This window comes from Nannocystis pusilla (assembly GCF_020073745.1).
GTDB classification, from domain to species: domain Bacteria; phylum Myxococcota_A; class Polyangia; order Nannocystales; family Nannocystaceae; genus Nannocystis; species Nannocystis radixulma.
The window spans coordinates 987363-1002894 of record NZ_JAIRAU010000001.1; the positions used below are offsets into that span (position 1 = coordinate 987363).

13 protein-coding genes are annotated in these 15532 nt (G+C 72.4%); 6 read left to right on the top strand and 7 right to left on the bottom strand.

Annotation, left to right across the window (positions count from 1 at the left end; genetic code table 11):
- Nucleotides 1-88: 88 nt before the first annotated feature.
- From K7C98_RS03890 to K7C98_RS03910, 5 genes are all read right to left on the bottom strand, one after another.
- The gene (locus K7C98_RS03890) at nt 89-1279 is read right to left on the bottom strand and encodes a DUF2271 domain-containing protein (RefSeq protein WP_224190137.1); all 1191 of its coding nucleotides are present in this window, start codon (nt 1277-1279) and stop codon (nt 89-91) included.
- Entirely contained in the window at nt 1270-2352 is a 1083-nt protein-coding gene (locus K7C98_RS44585; protein WP_224190138.1) for a DUF4266 domain-containing protein, read from the bottom strand. The genes K7C98_RS03890 and K7C98_RS44585 overlap by 10 nt, the downstream gene beginning before the upstream one ends.
- Nucleotides 2349-3272 (bottom strand): hypothetical protein, encoded by a 924-nt coding sequence (locus K7C98_RS03900; RefSeq protein WP_224190139.1) that lies wholly within the window; start codon nt 3270-3272, stop codon nt 2349-2351. The genes K7C98_RS44585 and K7C98_RS03900 overlap by 4 nt, the downstream gene beginning before the upstream one ends.
- 574 nt (nt 3273-3846) lie before the next feature.
- Nucleotides 3847-5310: a spermidine synthase gene (locus K7C98_RS44590; RefSeq protein WP_224190140.1), complete on the bottom strand. Its 1464-nt coding sequence runs from the start codon at nt 5308-5310 to the stop codon at nt 3847-3849.
- A gap of 29 nt (nt 5311-5339) precedes the next feature.
- Nucleotides 5340-5786 (bottom strand): hypothetical protein, encoded by a 447-nt coding sequence (locus tag K7C98_RS03910; RefSeq protein WP_224190141.1) that lies wholly within the window; start codon nt 5784-5786, stop codon nt 5340-5342.
- Between the two features lie 138 nt (nt 5787-5924).
- Between K7C98_RS03910 and K7C98_RS03915 the strand changes: the two genes are divergently transcribed.
- From K7C98_RS03915 to K7C98_RS03925, 3 genes are all read left to right on the top strand, one after another.
- On the top strand, nt 5925-6992 hold the full coding sequence (locus K7C98_RS03915; protein ID WP_224190142.1) for a DUF3570 domain-containing protein: 1068 nt from the start codon (nt 5925-5927) through the stop codon (nt 6990-6992).
- Between the two features lie 25 nt (nt 6993-7017).
- Complete coding sequence (locus tag K7C98_RS03920) at nt 7018-7536, top strand: TlpA family protein disulfide reductase (protein ID WP_224190143.1); 519 nt, start codon at nt 7018-7020, stop codon at nt 7534-7536.
- Between the two features lie 165 nt (nt 7537-7701).
- On the top strand, nt 7702-8148 hold the full coding sequence (locus K7C98_RS03925) for a YciI family protein (RefSeq protein WP_224190144.1): 447 nt from the start codon (nt 7702-7704) through the stop codon (nt 8146-8148).
- Between the two features lie 187 nt (nt 8149-8335).
- On the opposite strand, the gene K7C98_RS03930 is transcribed toward K7C98_RS03925, so the two are convergent.
- The gene (locus K7C98_RS03930) at nt 8336-8971 is read right to left on the bottom strand and encodes a class I SAM-dependent methyltransferase (protein WP_224190145.1); all 636 of its coding nucleotides are present in this window, start codon (nt 8969-8971) and stop codon (nt 8336-8338) included.
- A gap of 671 nt (nt 8972-9642) precedes the next feature.
- Between K7C98_RS03930 and K7C98_RS03935 the strand changes: the two genes are divergently transcribed.
- Nucleotides 9643-10176 carry a hypothetical protein gene (locus tag K7C98_RS03935; protein WP_224190146.1) on the top strand — a complete coding sequence of 178 codons (534 nt, stop codon included), beginning with the start codon at nt 9643-9645 and terminating at the stop codon, nt 10174-10176.
- Nucleotides 10177-10381: 205 nt separating this feature from the next.
- Nucleotides 10382-12577 carry a type VI secretion system tip protein TssI/VgrG gene (tssI, locus tag K7C98_RS03940; protein WP_224190147.1) on the top strand — a complete coding sequence of 732 codons (2196 nt, stop codon included), beginning with the start codon at nt 10382-10384 and terminating at the stop codon, nt 12575-12577.
- A gap of 16 nt (nt 12578-12593) precedes the next feature.
- Here the strand turns inward: tssI and K7C98_RS03945 are convergent, their stop codons facing one another.
- The gene (locus K7C98_RS03945; RefSeq protein ID WP_224190148.1) at nt 12594-14138 is read right to left on the bottom strand and encodes a serine/threonine protein kinase; all 1545 of its coding nucleotides are present in this window, start codon (nt 14136-14138) and stop codon (nt 12594-12596) included.
- 212 nt (nt 14139-14350) lie between these two features.
- Here K7C98_RS03945 and K7C98_RS03950 point away from each other — a divergent pair, with 212 nt between their 5' ends.
- Complete coding sequence (locus K7C98_RS03950) at nt 14351-15493, top strand: DUF2169 family type VI secretion system accessory protein (RefSeq protein WP_224190149.1); 1143 nt, start codon at nt 14351-14353, stop codon at nt 15491-15493.
- Nucleotides 15494-15532: the final 39 nt, after the last annotated feature.

Below are 15532 nucleotides of genomic sequence, written 5' to 3' on the forward strand. Positions count from 1 at the left end.
GGAGCGCCCCCGTGCCGGGTTTTCGGAGGGCCCCCGACGAAGCGGGCGCTCGCACACGATTTCGCGCGATATCAGCGCGGGGGCGAGGTCAGGGGGCCACGAGCAACGCGTCGGCGAATTGCGGATGCGCGGGGACGTCGGCGAGGTGCGGGCCGCCGCCGAGGGTGAACGGGATCTCGAGGACAGGCCCCGGCGGGGCGCCCTCGTTGGAGTTGTCCTCGGTGAACTCGACGACGAGCTTGTAGGGCCCGGGCGCGACCGGCTGGCCGAGTCGATCCTTGAGGTCCCACGAGAGGTCGGTGGTGCGGTGCGAGCCGCGGGTGGCCGAGGTCATGGCGTCGGCGTTGTCGCCCCCCGACAGCGAGCGCCAGCGGATCAGGTGCTGCTCGCGGACCTCGGCCCACAGCGCCAGGGTGCGCACGAGGCCGCCGGCGCCCTCGATCCAGGCCACGCCGACGTGCTCGTCGGCGTACTCGCCGTTGTAGCTGCGCGTGCGCACCTGCGCGGTCATGGTGTCGGCTGGCTCGTAGGACATGTCCCAGACGTCCAACTGCAGGTCGAAGCCGAGGCCGGCGGCGCCGGACTGGTAGCGGCGGACCTCGACGGCGACGACGTTGTCGCCGGCCAGCAGGGCGGCGCCGGGGGCGGCGAGCCGGATGTAGCGCAGCGGCTCGTTGCCCTTGAGGTCGGACTGGGCCCGCGCGTCGGCGGCGAGCGGGTCGGGCGGGAGGTTCGAGCGCACCAGCGGGGCGCCGTTGAGCCACACGGCGACGCCGTCGCCGCGGCGCAGGTAGGCGCGCAGCAGGACGTCGTCGGCGGCCTCGGGGACGCTGAAGGTGTGGCGCAGGCGCAGGCCGAGCGGGACGGTGGCGGGGTCGATCGGGGTGGCGTCGCCGGGGCCGTCGCCGAACGCTGCCTGTCCTTCGGACCAGGTCGAATCGTCGAAGCCGAGGGCCTTCCAGTCGCCGTCGACGGCGGTCTGCAGCGGCTGCCAGCGCCAGGTCGCCCTGGCGGGGATCAGCGCGCCGGGGATCGGCGCGCCGGTGTCGCTGTCGCCGGTGCCCGCGCTCGGATCGCCGGTGACCGGGCCCGGCGGCGGCAGGCCGGGGCCGCCGGAGGTCAGCGGATCGAATTCGCTGGTGCCGTAGTGCGTGGTCGCGCCGGTGGCCTCGCTGCCGCCGGCGCTGCTCATCGGGTACTCGAAGCGGGCGCCGCCCTCGGGCGAGCAGGCGAGGACGAGCGCGGCGCAGCAGAGATTGGCGGGTCGTGTCAATTGCATCCACAACCTCCGCCGCCGCCGCCGAGGCCGCCGGCCGAGCCCTCGCGGTAGTCGAGGGCGTGTTCGGGGCCGGCGTTCAGGTCGCCGTCGCCGTTGAGCTGCATGTCGGGCTGGGCCAGGCGGCCGCGCTCGTAGGGCTGGACGCGGGTGCAACCTGCCCCGAGGGTCAGGACGCCGAGGAGCGCGGCGGCGCGGCGGCGACGGCGGGTGAGCAGCAGCAGGGCCCACCACGGGGTCGGGCCGGCGACGGCGCAGCCCTCGGCGGCGGGCGGTCCGATCGGGAACTCCCACGCGGCCGCGCCGTCGCCCGCGGGGGTGCCGTCGTCGTCGGCGGCGACGGCGGCCATGTAGATCGCGCCGGGGAGGTGGGCGTCCGGGGCGGTCCACTGCACGCGCAGGCGGTGCGAGCCGCACACGTTGACGGCGACCGCCTGGCGCGGGTCGCCCTCGGGGAACTCGATCCACTCGGCCGCGCGGCCGCCGGGGCATAGCTCGTCGTCCATCAGGATGTCGGGCGGCGGCAGGCGCAGGGCGCCGAGCGGGGCGCCGCTCGCGTCGGTGGCCTCGAGCACGATCCCGAACACGTCCTCGGGCCATGTCACTTCGAACATGTACGTCGAGCCAGGTTCGTAGGCGCCGCCCGGGCCGCCGCGGATCTCGGGGGCCGGCGCGGGGCCGCCGGTGTGGCACACGGCGCAGGTGAAGCCGTCGCCGGGGCTGCCGCTGAAGATCCGCCCGCCGGCGCCGCCGGTGCGCGCGGGGTCGGCGTTGTAGAGCGCGGGCGTGGAGTAGGCCGCGGCCGCGGCGGGGGCGAGGGCGGCGAGGGCGAGCAGGAGCGCGGGGAGCAGCCGGGCTTTGCGGGGCGGGGAGGTGACCTGGTCTTCGGGGCAGGTGGAGCGGCGAGGGAGGGATGAATGTGACCTGGTCGCCGGGACAGGTGGCTCGGGGGCGCGAGACAGCGCGGGGCGCCGGGTCGTGGACCTACTTGGCCTTCCGAGCAGGTGAGATGGGTCGCCGGTGATGGCCTGTCCTTCGGGGCATGTGATGCGGCGGGTGGTCGGTCGGCGGCTCACGGCGAGACCTCCTGGTCCTCGGCCCAGCCGCGCAAGATCGCCAGGCCGGGGGCGTCCGGGTCCTCGTAGACGTTGCGGCCGTGCTCGTCGCGGCCCTCGTGGGCGGCGCGCGGGCCGGGCTTGTGCAGCAGCGGCGGCGGCTCGTCGCCCTCGGCGAGCAGCCAGGCGCGGGACCGGTCGTAGGCGAGGTCGACCTCGGCGCGGGTCGGGGCGTCGAGCGGCGACTCGGGCGCGCCGAGGCGGGTGCGGCCGGGGCCGGGGACGAACAACGGGCGGCGCGGGTCGCCGTGGCAGGCCGGGAAGGCGCAGTCACGCAGCAGCAGCGGGTAGACCTCGGCGCCGAAGCGGGCGCGGTCGGGGGCGGGCACCACCCGCTCGGGGTCGTCGCAGCCGCCGAACAGCACGGCCAGCGCGGCCGCGGCGGCGCGCGGGCGGCGAGGGGCGAAGAGGATCGCGCCTGTCACGAGGGGCATGAACAAAAGGGCATGTCTTCCGAGGAAGGCGTAGCCGGCCGCGGCCAGCAGGGTGCCGGCGAGGAAGCCGTAGGTCTCGCGGGCGAACACGCGGCCGGTGGCGGCGCCCCCGGCGACCGCGGCGGCGAAGAAGGTGCCGGAGGCGAGGCCGGCGGCGGCCACCGCGGGCGCGAACCACCACGGGCTCGCCGCCGCGAAGTCGACGCGGGCGAGCGCGGCTGCCGCGGCGGCGTAGGCGACGAGGCCGAGCAGGAGGGCGCGCGGGAGGTCGCGGGCCGGCGCGCGCGACCACAGGCCGAGCGCGGAGCCGGCCAGCCAGGCGGTGAGGACGAGGGCGTAGGTGGTGTGCGCGGCCGAGATGGCGCGCGACAGCGTGAGCAGCAGCCCGGCCTGCAGCAGCCCGAGGTGGACGCCGACGATCAGGGCGGAGGGCAACGGGCGCGGCATGGCGATCACGAGAGGACGCGGGCAGAAGAGCAAATGAGGGGCGCGCGGTCGGCGGGACGGAGGGAGGTGGTGCGGTGATTCGCGAGGTGGGCGAATGCCGGCGCGGCGGGGCGGAGGGAGGTGGTGCGGTGATGCGTGAGCGCGGTGAATGCTGGCACCGCGGGGCGGAGGGAGGTGGTGCGGTGATTCGTCAGCTCGGCGAGTGCCGGCGCCGCGGGGCGGAGGGAGGCGGTGCGGTGATCCGTGAGCGCGGTGAATGCCGGCGCCGCGGGGCGGGAGGTGGTGCGGTGATGCGTGAGCGCGGTGAATGCCGGCGCCGCGGGGCGGGAGGTGGTGCGGTGATGCGTGAGCGCGGTGAATGCCGGCGCCGCGGGGCGGAGGGGGGCGGCGCGGTGATTTGCGAGGGTGGTGAGTGGTGGCACCGCGGCGAGGTGATGGGACGGGTCGCGGTGATTCCCAGCGCCGGTGAACGGGGCGCGATTCGTGAGTGCGGCGAATGACGACACTTCGGCGCGGCCGATCGGGCGGAGAGATGCGGTGTGGTGATTCGCGGGCATGGTGATGTTTAAAAGTTTTAAAAATAACGCTCGCGCAGGCGTTCGGCGCCGCGGCGGAGCACGAGGTCGAGGTCGTCGAGGGTGAGGGGGGCGGCGCCGGAGATCTTTCGCTCGAGTGCTTCGCCGGCGACGATCTGCAGGGCGCGTTCGCCGGGGGCCGCGGCGGCGCGCAGGGCGTCGAGGGTGAACGGCAGGGCGTCGCTGGCGTAGGCGAAGGCGCGCTCGGCCGACTCGCTGTCGACGACGACGACGGCCGGGAACTCGGCGCGCAGCGAGGCGACCAGGCGCGCGGGGGTGCGGGTCGGGGCGCCGAGGCGGCCGCTGAGCTGCACCGCGAGCACGCCGCCGGGGCTCAGGCGGGCGCGGCACAGCGCGTAGAACTCGCGGGTGTGCAGGTAGGCCTCGCCGAGGGTCAGCGGCGACGGCAGGTCGACGGCGATGAGGTCGAAGCGCTGGTCGGTGGCGGCCAGGAATTGCTTGCCGTCGGCCAGGACCAGCCGCCAGTTGGGCAGGCGCGCCAGCGGCTCGCCGGGTGTGAAGAAGCGCGCGCCGGCGTCGACCACCGCCGGATCGATCTCCACCGTCGTCAGGTGATCGGACATGGCCGAAAGTTCAGGCACCATCGACAGCGTGCCGTTGCCGACCAGCAGCGCGCGAGCCGGGCGGACCAGGCCGGCCGGGGCGCGCGCGAGGTAGTGGTTGAGGGTGCCGAGGTCGCGGTCGTCGAGGTCGCGCAGGCCGTCGAGGTAGAGCATGCGGCCGCGGCCCGGGGCGGTCACGACCTCGACCCGCTGGTAGGGCGAATCGACCGACCACACCACCTCGGCGCCGGCGATCTGGTGCTTGTGGCGATATACGAGGTCGGCGCCGAGGCGGGACAGCGGCAGGTGGGTGGCGCAGGCGATCGCGGCGGCGATCGTGCAAGCGACGGTGACGAGCGGGCGGCCGATCGCGGCGTGGACCAGGCCGACGAGGGCGGCGGCGAGGACGGCGAAGCGCAGGCCGGGGGCGCTGCCGAGGGCGAGGGCGGCGGCGCTGCCGAGGCCGAAGCCGAGCAGTTCGGCGGTGTAGCCGCGGCGCAAGGCGGCGAGGCGGTCGGCCGGCTCGCCGTGGCGGTCGAGCAGGGCCGGGACGATCGCGGTGAACGGGGCCGCGGCGGCGAATGTCAACACCGCGAGCACGAGCAGCAATTCGGGGCCCGAGCCGCCGCGCAGCAGGCACAGGCCGGCGACGGCGAATCGCGGCAGCGCCGGCGACAGCAGCAGCAGCGCGCCGCAGGCCAGCAGCAGGCGGGCGAGCGCGCGGGGCGACAGGCGGCCGCCGAGCTGATAGCCGAGCGAGGCGGCCGCGAGCGCGGCGGCGGAGACCACCAGCAGCACGACCTCCTCGCCGTAGAGGAGGCTGACGAGCTCGCGCACGACGACCTGCTGGCTCGCCCCGAAGCACAGGCCGGCCAGCAGCAGGGTCGCGACCTCTCGCACCGGCGAGGCGCGCGCTGGGGCGCGGACGGTCACAACGGGAGGGGCAGGGTGGTCGTGTCGGTGTCCTTGTCCTTGTCCTCGTCCTTGTCCTTGTCCTCGTCCTTGTCCTTGTCCTTGTCCTCGTCCTTGTCCTTGTCGGTGTCGGTGCCGGTGGTGAAGCTCGGCGGGAGGTCGAGCTTCGGCGCGCCGGACGGATCGGGCGGGGCGGTCGTCGAGGTCGACGTCGTGCCGGTGGTCCCGCCGGAGGTCGTCGGCGAACCGGTGGTCGCGCTGTCGCTGGCCGAAGCGCCGCTCGTGGTCGTGCCGGGGGCCGCGCCGGAGTTGTTGCCGTCGCTGTCGCTGTCGCTGTCGCTGCCCATCCATGGCGGGACCGCGGTCGTGAAGTTATTGGTCGCGCTGTCGCCCGAGTTACCGAGCCCGCCGCAGGCGGTCAGGCTGAGGGCCAGCGCGAGTGTGCTACGTGCCTTAATGGCCATGTCTTAAAACTCCGGAGTTGACGGGAAACGGCGCCAGGGATAGTCTCCGATCTGAAAATGGATTTCAAAATTAATTTCAGGGGTTCGCGCGTTTTGCGCTGACGTAGTTCGCCGGCGATGAGGTGGATCCCCCTGAGCGTGGCTCTGCTCCTCGCGAGCGAGCCGTCCCCGATTGGGGGTCAGTTGCGCGGCGGCATCTACGTGCGCACCGACAGCGACCGGACGACCGTCATTTCGCCGCGGGCGCACGTGCGGCAGCAGATCGGCAGCCCGCAGACGAACCTCGACGTCACGTACAGCCTCGACGCGTGGACCAGCGCCTCGGTCGACATCCGCACCGCGGCCACGCCGGTCGTCCGCGAGAACCGTCACGAGGGGGTCGTGGGGGTGGAGCGCGAGCGCGGCAACACGGCGTGGTCGGCGTCGTATCGCTTCTCGCACGAGCCGGATTACCTGGCCAACAGCGCGACGCTCGGCGGCAAGGTCGACCTGGCCCAGCGGACGATCACCCTGGCCGGCCGGCTGTTCGGCGCGCTCGACCGCGTCGGTCGCTCGGGCGACCCGACCTTCCGCGAGCCGCTGCGCGCCGGCGGGGCGCTGGTCAGCGCGACCTTCGTGCTCACCCGGACGACGCTGCTGCAGCTCGCCTACGAGCTGCGCGGCTCGCTCGGCTACATGGCGAGCCCGTACCGCTTCGTCGCCGTCGGCGGCGGCGACGGGCTGTGCAACGAGACGACCCAGTTCTGCCTGCCCGAGGTGCACCCGCGACGGCGCAACCGCCACGCGTGGGTGCTGCGGGCCCGCCAGGCGCTGCACCGCAAGGTCTCGCTCGGCGCGACCTACCGCTTCTACTACGATTCGTGGCAGCTGCGCTCGCACACCGCCGCGGCCGACCTGTCGCTGATGCCGGCCCGCGGGCTCACGCTCGCGCTCGAGTACCGGCTGTACGCCCAGTCGTCGACGTTCTTCTACCGCGCCCGTTACATGTCCCCAGAGCCAGGTGGTTACTTCACCCGCGACCGCGAGCTGTCGTCGCTCGGCAGCCAGCGCCTCGCGCTCCACAGCATCTACACCCGTCCGCTGAAGCGCGGGGCGATCGAGGCCGGGGCGCTGGTCGCCGGCTCGCGGATCGGCTACGACGACTTCGTCGGCCTGTCGCGGGTGTGGGCCCTCGAGCTGTCGGCCATGCTCGGGGGGCGCTACTGACACGGCCGTCGCCCGGAGCACACGCATGCGTTCACGACCTGTCCTCTTCGCCATGTTCATCCTCGCCGCCTGCGAGACCCAGCCGGCCACCAGGGCGCCCACCGGCGAAACCGCGGCCGCCGGCGCGCCGGCCCCGGCGCTGGCCGGCGAGTCGCTGAACGAGTCCGCAGCACCCGTCGACCTGGCCGCGATGCGCGGCAAGCTGGTGCTGGTCGACTTCTGGGCCTCGTGGTGCGAGCCGTGCCGGCGCGAGCTGCCCGAGCTCGAGGCGCTGTACCGGCGCCACCAGGCCGGCGGCCTCGAGATGATCGGCGTCAGCCTCGACGAGCAGCGCGCCGACGCCCAGGCGTTCCTGCGCGACGTCGTCGTCTCGTTCCCGATGATCCACGACGAGGGCCAGGCGCTGGCGAAGTCGTGGTCGCCGCCGAAGATGCCGACCCTCTACGTGGTCGACAAGGACGGCAAGATCGTCAAGGTGTACGAGGGCGAGGTCAAGGTCGCGGACCTCGAGGCCGAGGTGACGCAGCGCCTCGGCGCCGGCTGAGCGCGAGCAGCGCGGCGCGGCGGGCCCGGCCGTGAAAAAAATTCGATCGTCGTGTCGATCGGGCCGGAGCCCGTTCGACGTGGAGGTGTAGCCCGGACGAACCCGGTCCCGATGCGGACCGCGGGCCCGGGCGCCAGAACCACCCGCGAAGAAGGAGACACGACGATGCGATTCATGATCATCATTCATGCCGATGCTCGGTCCGAAGCCGGCGCGGCGCCGAGCAAGGAGCTCATCGAGGCGATGGGCCGCTACAACGAGGAGCTGGTGAAGGCGGGCGTGATGGTGGGCGGCGAGGGCCTGCACCCGAGCTCGAAGGGGGCGCGCGTGACGTTCAGCCGCGGCAAGGCGCCCGTGGTGCTCGACGGGCCGTTCTCGGAGTCGAAGGAGCTGATCGCCGGCTTCTGGCTGTTCCAGACCCAATCGAGGGAAGAGGCGATCGAGTGGGTCAAGCGGATCCCCGAAGACCCGCACAGCAGCGAGGACTGGACGGTGGAGATCCGCCAGGTGTTCGAGACGGCGGACTTCCCGGCCGAGGTAATGTCGCCGGAGGAGGCCGCCCGCGAGCACGCGCTGCGCGACGAGCTGGCCCGCCGGCAGAGCGCGAGCTGACGAGTTCGTCGCGCGCGCGGACGTCGGTCGCCGGCGCGGACGGGCCGTCGCGGTCGATGCAGTGAGGAGCATCGACCGCGGCCGGGCCGCGGCGCAGCCGGCCGAGCTTCGAGGACGAGGTCGCGGCGAGCGACGTCCGCGCGGCGAGCGAGCGCAGCGAGATCACGGCGACCGCGTCGCCGCGATCTCAGACGTCGCGGGCGCGCTCGATGGTGGCGCACCAGGCCCGCGCGCCCTCGGGGTGGAGGTGGCTGGCGAAACGCGCCGGCCGGATCGCGGTCACGCGCCAGCCCTCGTGAAACGTCGCGCGCAGCTCGGCCTGACTGACGCGCCGCGGGCCGCCCTCGCCGACCTCCTCGTCGCTGAAGCACAGGATGTGCAAGAGGCCGCCGGGCTCGATCGCCGCGGCCAGCGAGCGCTCGTACTCGATGCGGTCGCGGTCGGAGAACACGTGGAAGAGGCCGGAGTCGAAGATGGTGGCGAAGCGCCGGCCCAGCGCGGCCAGGTTGAGGGCGTCGTGGACGAGGAAGCGGACCTGCAAGCCGCGCGCGGCCGCCTTCGCCTGGGCGCGCGCGATCGCCTCGGCCACGAAGTCGACGCCCCACACCGCGTGCCCGCGCTCGGCCGCCATCAGCGCGTTGTCGCCGGGGCCGCAGCCGACGTCGAGCACGTCGCCGCGCACGAGGCCGGCGTCGGCTAGCTCGACGAAGGCCGCCTGCGGGGCGCCGATGTCCCACGGCGGGGTGCCCTCGTAGGCCTGCTCGAACAATTGCGGCGGGACGCCAGGATGAGGGGCCCGGTCGGAGCGGTCGGAGTCGGTCATGGCCAATTGCTAGCACGCGAGCGGCGGCGCGTCGTCGGGGCGCGACGGAGATCGCCGAGCCGGCCGAGCCCGGGCTGTCGGTGCCCGCCAGGGCCGCACCGAGCAGCGCGCCCGCCTCGAGGAGCTCGGCGAGTTCACCGTGGCGGCGCCGCACCGACGACAAGAGGAGGCGTCGATGACGGCGGCCAAGGCCGGCTGCACCGAGTGGCGTGGGGCTCGGCGCAATGGACGATGCGCGCCAGGCCGTCCGACGCCCGGGCCGCCGGTGGGATCGTGCGGGCGAATCGCCCGGCGCGCCGCGAGGACGTCGCGACGCTCGCCGGCCGCCGAGCGCGGCTCGCCAGGAGAGCGCCGACGTCGCCGCAGCTCGCTCCGCGGCCGCTGCGCTGGCCCTCGCGGGGCGTCCGCCCCGGCGCGCACGCGAATCGATGGGCCCGTCATCATGTCCGAAAGGACTGCCTGCCATTCGTGGCTGCACGCGCCACCGGGCAGATCGACGCATTCATGCTTTATGCTGAGTGTGTCGTCGCGCCCGCTGCGCCCGCCGATGCGATGTCTCGGGTAATGAATCGTCGGTCTCGGCGTACCCCGTGACGAATATCCCCGGGGTCGCCATTTTCACTCGCTGCGCCGTCGGCGAGCCACATGGTTATCGCCGGAGATCATCGAACATGCGCAAATCATCGTACATCACCGTGACGGCGCTCGCGCTCATCGGCTCCATCACCATTGCGGCCCCTCCGCCGATCAAGAAGACGCCGAGCTTCAACGACGACGGCGCCACGCTGACGGCCGCGGGGAACCTCAAGGGCATCGCCGCCGGCACCTACGAGGTCAAGCTCCTGGCCACGGGGACCGAGAGCGTGGTCTGCGGCGAGGGCGGCGTGAACCCGCCGGCGCAGCCGCTCGTGCTGACCGGTACGAAGGTGGTCTCGGTGTCCGGGGACGCGAACGTCGTCGCCACGTTCGAAGATCTGGTGTCGTCGGCTCCGCCGGCGCCGGCCTGCGCGCAGAGCGAGGACGTCGCGGTCGCCGTGCAGCAGGACGTCGCGTTCACGAACGCGGTGCTCGAGATCCGTCCGGCCCAGGCAGATCCCGCAGCAGCCCCGAAGAAGCCGGTGCGCTGCATCCAGTGCTCGTTCACGCAGCCCACCGTCGACGGCCCGGCGAAGCCGCAGAGCTGCCTGACCATGTTCTCGTGCTGATCGCAGGCGACCGCGAAATGGCCTGGGCCGGCCGGACCCGAGGGGCGCTCGCGCTCGAAATCGACAATGGGCGCACCTGGGGCGCCCTGGCCGTGATTTAACTTCTCGGCGCAGGGCCGGCGGGCGATTGCCAGGGCGCGGGTGTGCGCCTACCGTGCCCACACGAATAATGAGTGGAGCGTCGTTCTCGCTGTCGGTTCAAGGTATGGCAGGGCATCCCGGCGTCGTCCACTTCGAGGGGCGCGAGGCGGTCAGCTCGCTGTACGAATTCGAGGTCCAGATCGCCACCGACGAGCTCGATCTCGCCCAGGTGGTCGGCCGCGCGGCGGTGCTGCAGCTCGAGGGCCTCGGCCCGCCTCGCCTCGTCCACGGCGAGATCGCCAGCATCGAGTACACCGGCGAGTCGCGGCGCCATCAGCTCTACGCGCTGACGCTCGTCCCGCGGGTGTGGCGGCTGCAGCACCGCGTGGGCTGCCGGATCTTCCAGAACAACACCACGGCGGAGGTCGTCGCCGCGGTGCTGAAGGACGCCGGGCTCGGCAAGACGGAATTCCGCTTCGACCTGGCGGCGAGCTACGCTCCGCGGAACTACTGCGTGCAATACCGCGAGAGCGACCTCGCGTTCATCAGTCGCCTGCTCGAGGAGGACGGGATCTTCTACTACTTCGAGCACGGCGAGAAGCACGCGACTCTGGTGATGGCCGATCATTCGGGGGCGCTCCCCGCGATCGCCGGCGACTCGACGGTATGGTTCCACGACGGCGGTCAGCTGCGCGACCGGGAGCACGTCGGCGCGTTGCGGCTCGTCGAGCGCGTGCGGCCGGGGAAGGTGTCGCTGCGCGACTTCAACTTCCACAGGCCGACGGACGCGATGGAGGCCGACGCCAGCGCCAAACGGGACACCGACCTCGAGGTCTATGAGTATCCGGGGGAGTTCCAGGACGCGGGCGCCGGTGGGCCGCACCAGGGCCGCTCGCTGGCGAAGATCCGCCTCGAAGAGCTGCAGGTGACGCGACGCCAGGCGAAGGGCAGCAGCGATTGCATGCGCCTGGTGCCGGGCCACGTGTTCACGGTGGAGGGCCACCGCCGCGCCGACCTCAACGGCGCCCGCGTACTGACGCGCGTGAAGCACACCGGGACGCAGACGCAGGTCCTCGACGAGGACGGCGCCGACGGGTCGTTCCATTACGGCAACGAGTTCGAGTGCGTCGAGCGACACGTGGCCTTGCGCCCGGCTCGCGCGACGCCGCGACCGGTGATGCGCGGCGTGCAATCGGCGACGGTGGTCGGGCCGGCGCAGGAGGAGATCCACGTCGACGCGCAGGGCCGCGTGATGGTGCAGTTCCACTGGGACCGCCAGGGGACGCACGACGAGCGGTCGTCGTGCTGGGTGCGGGTCTCGCAAGGCTCGGCGGGGCTCGGCTGGGGCTCGATGTTCATCCCGCGCGTCGGTCACGAGGTGCTCGTCGATTTCATCGAGGGCGACCCCGACCGACCGATCATCACCGGCCGCGTCTATCACGCCGGCAACGCGCTGCCGTACCCGCTGCCCGACGAGAAGACCAAGAGCACGATCCGCTCGGAGAGCTCGCCCGGCGGCGGCGGCTTCAACGAGCTCCGCTTCGAGGACGCCAAGGGCGGCGAGGAGGTGTTCCTCCACGCGCAGCGCGACCTCAACGAGACGGTGCTGCACGACAACACCCGCACGGTCGGCGGCGATCAGACGCTCTCGGTCGACGGCGACCAGACGTTCACGATCGCCGGCCACCGCGCGGTGACGGTGGAGGAGGGCGACGAGTCGCTGACCGTCAGCGCCGGCAAGAGCACCACGACGGTCGAGCAGGACCGCAGCGTGACGGTGAAGGCGGGCAACAGCTCGCTGACGGTCGAGTCGGGGACCCACACGGTGACGGTCAAGCAGGCGATCGCTGCGACGTCGCAGACCGACAGCGTCGGTCTGACGGCGCACACGACGATGACGCTGACGTCGGAGACCGCCGACGTGAAGACGACGGCGGAGCGCTCGGCGGCGATCACGGCCAAGACGGGGGCGCTGGCGCTGACGGCCAAGGAGCTCGTGTCGCTCAAGTCGCAGGCGAGCGCGCTGGTGCTGTCCGGCAAGCAGGCGGTGTCGCTCGAGTCGACCAACTCGACGCTGACGATGGGCAGCAAGGACAAGGCGACGCTGACGTCGATCGACGCCGTCAACATCCTCGGGATGAACTCGGTCGAGGTGCAGGGCAAGACGATCACGGTGACCGCCGAGGAGGAGATCGTCCTGAAGGTCGGGCTGAGCTCGATCACGATCCGGGCCGACGGAATCACGATCTTCGGACCCAAGCTGACCAGCGTCGCGTCGGGCCCGCACGACATCGTGGGCTCTCCCGTGAAGCTCAATTGAGCGGCGCGCCCCTCGACTACGAGATGGCCCAGAGGAGGCCGAGCAAGATGGCAAGACCGAGCCCGGCGTTGACGACGAGCAAGGTCGTCGACAGCGCCGGCTTGGCGTCGCGAGCGGGCGACAGCTCGAGGGTCGGCGGCTGGGCTTCGAGTCGTTCGCGGCCCTTCGCCGCGGTCGCACCGTCAGCGCTGCTCACGATGACGGTGGGCTCGATCGGGGGTCGCACGGATTGCTCGCTCGGCTCCTCGTCCCGCTTGCGCACGGGCATGGCGATCGTCTGCCTGTCCTCGAAGGACTCCGGCGGCGCGACGGCTGGCGCTTGTCGCTCGCGCGGGGGCCCTCGCAGGACTTCGATCCGCTCGGGGGGCCGCGACTGGGGCAGCACCTCGGTGCGCTCGCGCGGCTGGGCTGCGCCGCTCGTGGGGGTCAGGACCTCGGTGGCTTCGGGCGGACGCGACGCGAGGTCGGCGCGCTTGCCCCACTTCGAGGTGCTCTCGTCCGCCTCACCGGCGCGTTCCTTCGCGGGCACGAGCCGGGGCGATGAATCGCGCGGGGCACGGGCGGGCAGGCGTTCGGTCGCGGGATCGCCGACCTCGGCGGGCGTGGCCGCGGGCGGCTGCGATGATGCGACGGGCGGGAGCCGTTCGGTCGATTCGACGACGGTCTCGAGCGGCGGCAGATCGGGCCGCGAGTGCGCGGGGGCGGTTCGCAGGGCACGATTCGGCGTCTGGGACAGGGGCGGCGCAGAGGGCGGCTGGACGGCCGCCTGGGGCGCGCTCGCCGGCAATGCAGGGAGTCCGAGGACCTCGCGCAGGGCCGCCCGCAGGGCGCCCGCATCTGCGAAGCGCCGATCGGGCTCGGGCGCGAGGGCCTGAATGAAGAGCCGTTCGACGGCCGGAGGCGCGTCGATGGACGAGCCCGGCGATGAATCGTCCGCGGGGCGTTCGCCGCAGATCGACTCGAAGAGGATGACGGCGAGCGAATAGACATCGCTGCGTGGATCTCCCTGGCCGCGGCGTTGCTCCGGAGCGCGATAGTCGGCCTCGTGCGATTCGCCGGCCGGCTCGAACACGGCGACGCCATGGTCGAGGAGCTCGACCTCGTCGCGCGCGTCGACGAGGCAGCACGACGGAGTCAAGGCCCGATGCGCGACGCCGGTCGCGACGAGGGCGCCGTGCAGGACGGCGGCGATCCGTTCACCGATGGCGAGGGCGCGTTGCCACGGGATTCGCCCGTCCTGCGCGCGCACGCGATCGAGGTCGCGATGGGGCGACAGATCGTGGACGATGTGCGGCGGATCGGGCGGCTCCGCCGGGACCTCCGCGGGGCCCAGGAGTCCAGGGACTTTGGCGGCTGCCGCCGCTGCGATGATCCGCGCGAAGTCCTGCCAGACGCCGGCCTGTACGCGAGCGGGATCGAAGAGCGAGAGCGCGCGCCGCTGCTTGGTCTGCAGGTCGCGCACGAGGAAGGTTCGCACGGCGCCCTGACCTCGCAGCGGGGCCAGGAGTTCGAAGCGACCGGCGATCCGGGCGCCGAGCGGCGGTGGGAACAGTTCGACCACGCGACGACATGCGAGACTACTTCCGAGTCGCGTGGGCTGTCCACGGGCCGAGGCGAGAGCGAGATTGCGCGCGTGTCCGCCTCGCTCCGCGGCGCGCCGCCGGGGCGACGCGCCGAGTCGGGCGCAGGCCGGGGCCGTTTACAAGCAGGCTGTGTAGTGTTCTCCTTCGTCGCGCAGACGACAGCGGTCTCGTCATCGAACTCACGGGAACGATGCAGTTCTTCAACGACACTCCGCTCGCCACCAGCCTCGTTCGGGCACAGCTGTTCTACCGTGATCTGCTGCAGGCCATCGTCGTCGTCAAGGGCACCTTCGTCGTCGCGTCGACGGGCGAGGTGAGCCTGTGCGAGGCGCAGCCGCCGGTGCTGCTCGAAGACACGGAGACCGAGCTCGGGACGCTCGACTGCGAGATCGTGCCGGTCAAGGCCGGCTGCGACGTCGCGGTCCTCGGGCACGCGCGCTGCCCGGACCCTCGCCAGCCGGTGGAGGCGCTCGAGGTGTCGCTGGCGATCGGCCGGTTCGCGCGGCGCGTGGCGGTGTCCGGCGATCGCGAATGGGTCCGGACGCTGGCGGGGTTCCGGCCGAGCCGCCCGCAGCCGTTCACCAGCATGCCGCTGACCTACGCGCGCGCGTTCGGGGGCCGCGCGATGACGAACCACAACGTGGTCGGGGCGTACTTCGACAACCCGGACGGCCGCGGCTTCGTCGTGCAGAAAGAGGCGGTCGCCGGGGCGCCGCTGCCCAACGTGGAAGAGCTCGACGACCTGGTGACCGAGTGGGACCAACGACCCCGGGTGGCCGGGATGGGCCCGGTGTCGCGGCATTCGACGCTCCGCAGCATGCGCGGCATCTCGGTGGACGTGGAGGCCCAGACGACCCGCATCGAGCCGGCGATGTTCACGTTCTCCCACCCGCGCATGGCGCTGCCGGCCTACCCGGCGGGGGAATCGGTGACGCTGACCGGGATGCGCCACGGAGCGCCGTGGATTTTTAAATTGCCGGCGTTCAAATACTGGATCGAGGTCGATCTCGGCGGGCGACTGTATCAATTGCCGATGACCGCCGATACGCTGTACCTGCTGCCCGACGAGGGCAAATTCTCGGTGGTGGCCCGGCAGGCGCTGATCTATCAATTCCTGCCGGAGCGCCTGCGCTCGCTGCGAGTGCTCGGCGCGAAGGCGGCCGCTCCGCGCGCCCGCACGACGACGATCCGGCAGCTGCGCACGGCGCCGTCGCACGAGGTGCCGATCTGCATCGAGTCGTCGACGGAGCTCGACTTGCCGCTGGACGTGCTCGTCGCCAACCACCCCATGACCGACATTCTCGAGAATTTGCCTCTCTGCCCGTCGGGATAACACGATCATGCTGTGCCTCGGTCTTCATCAAGGCTACGA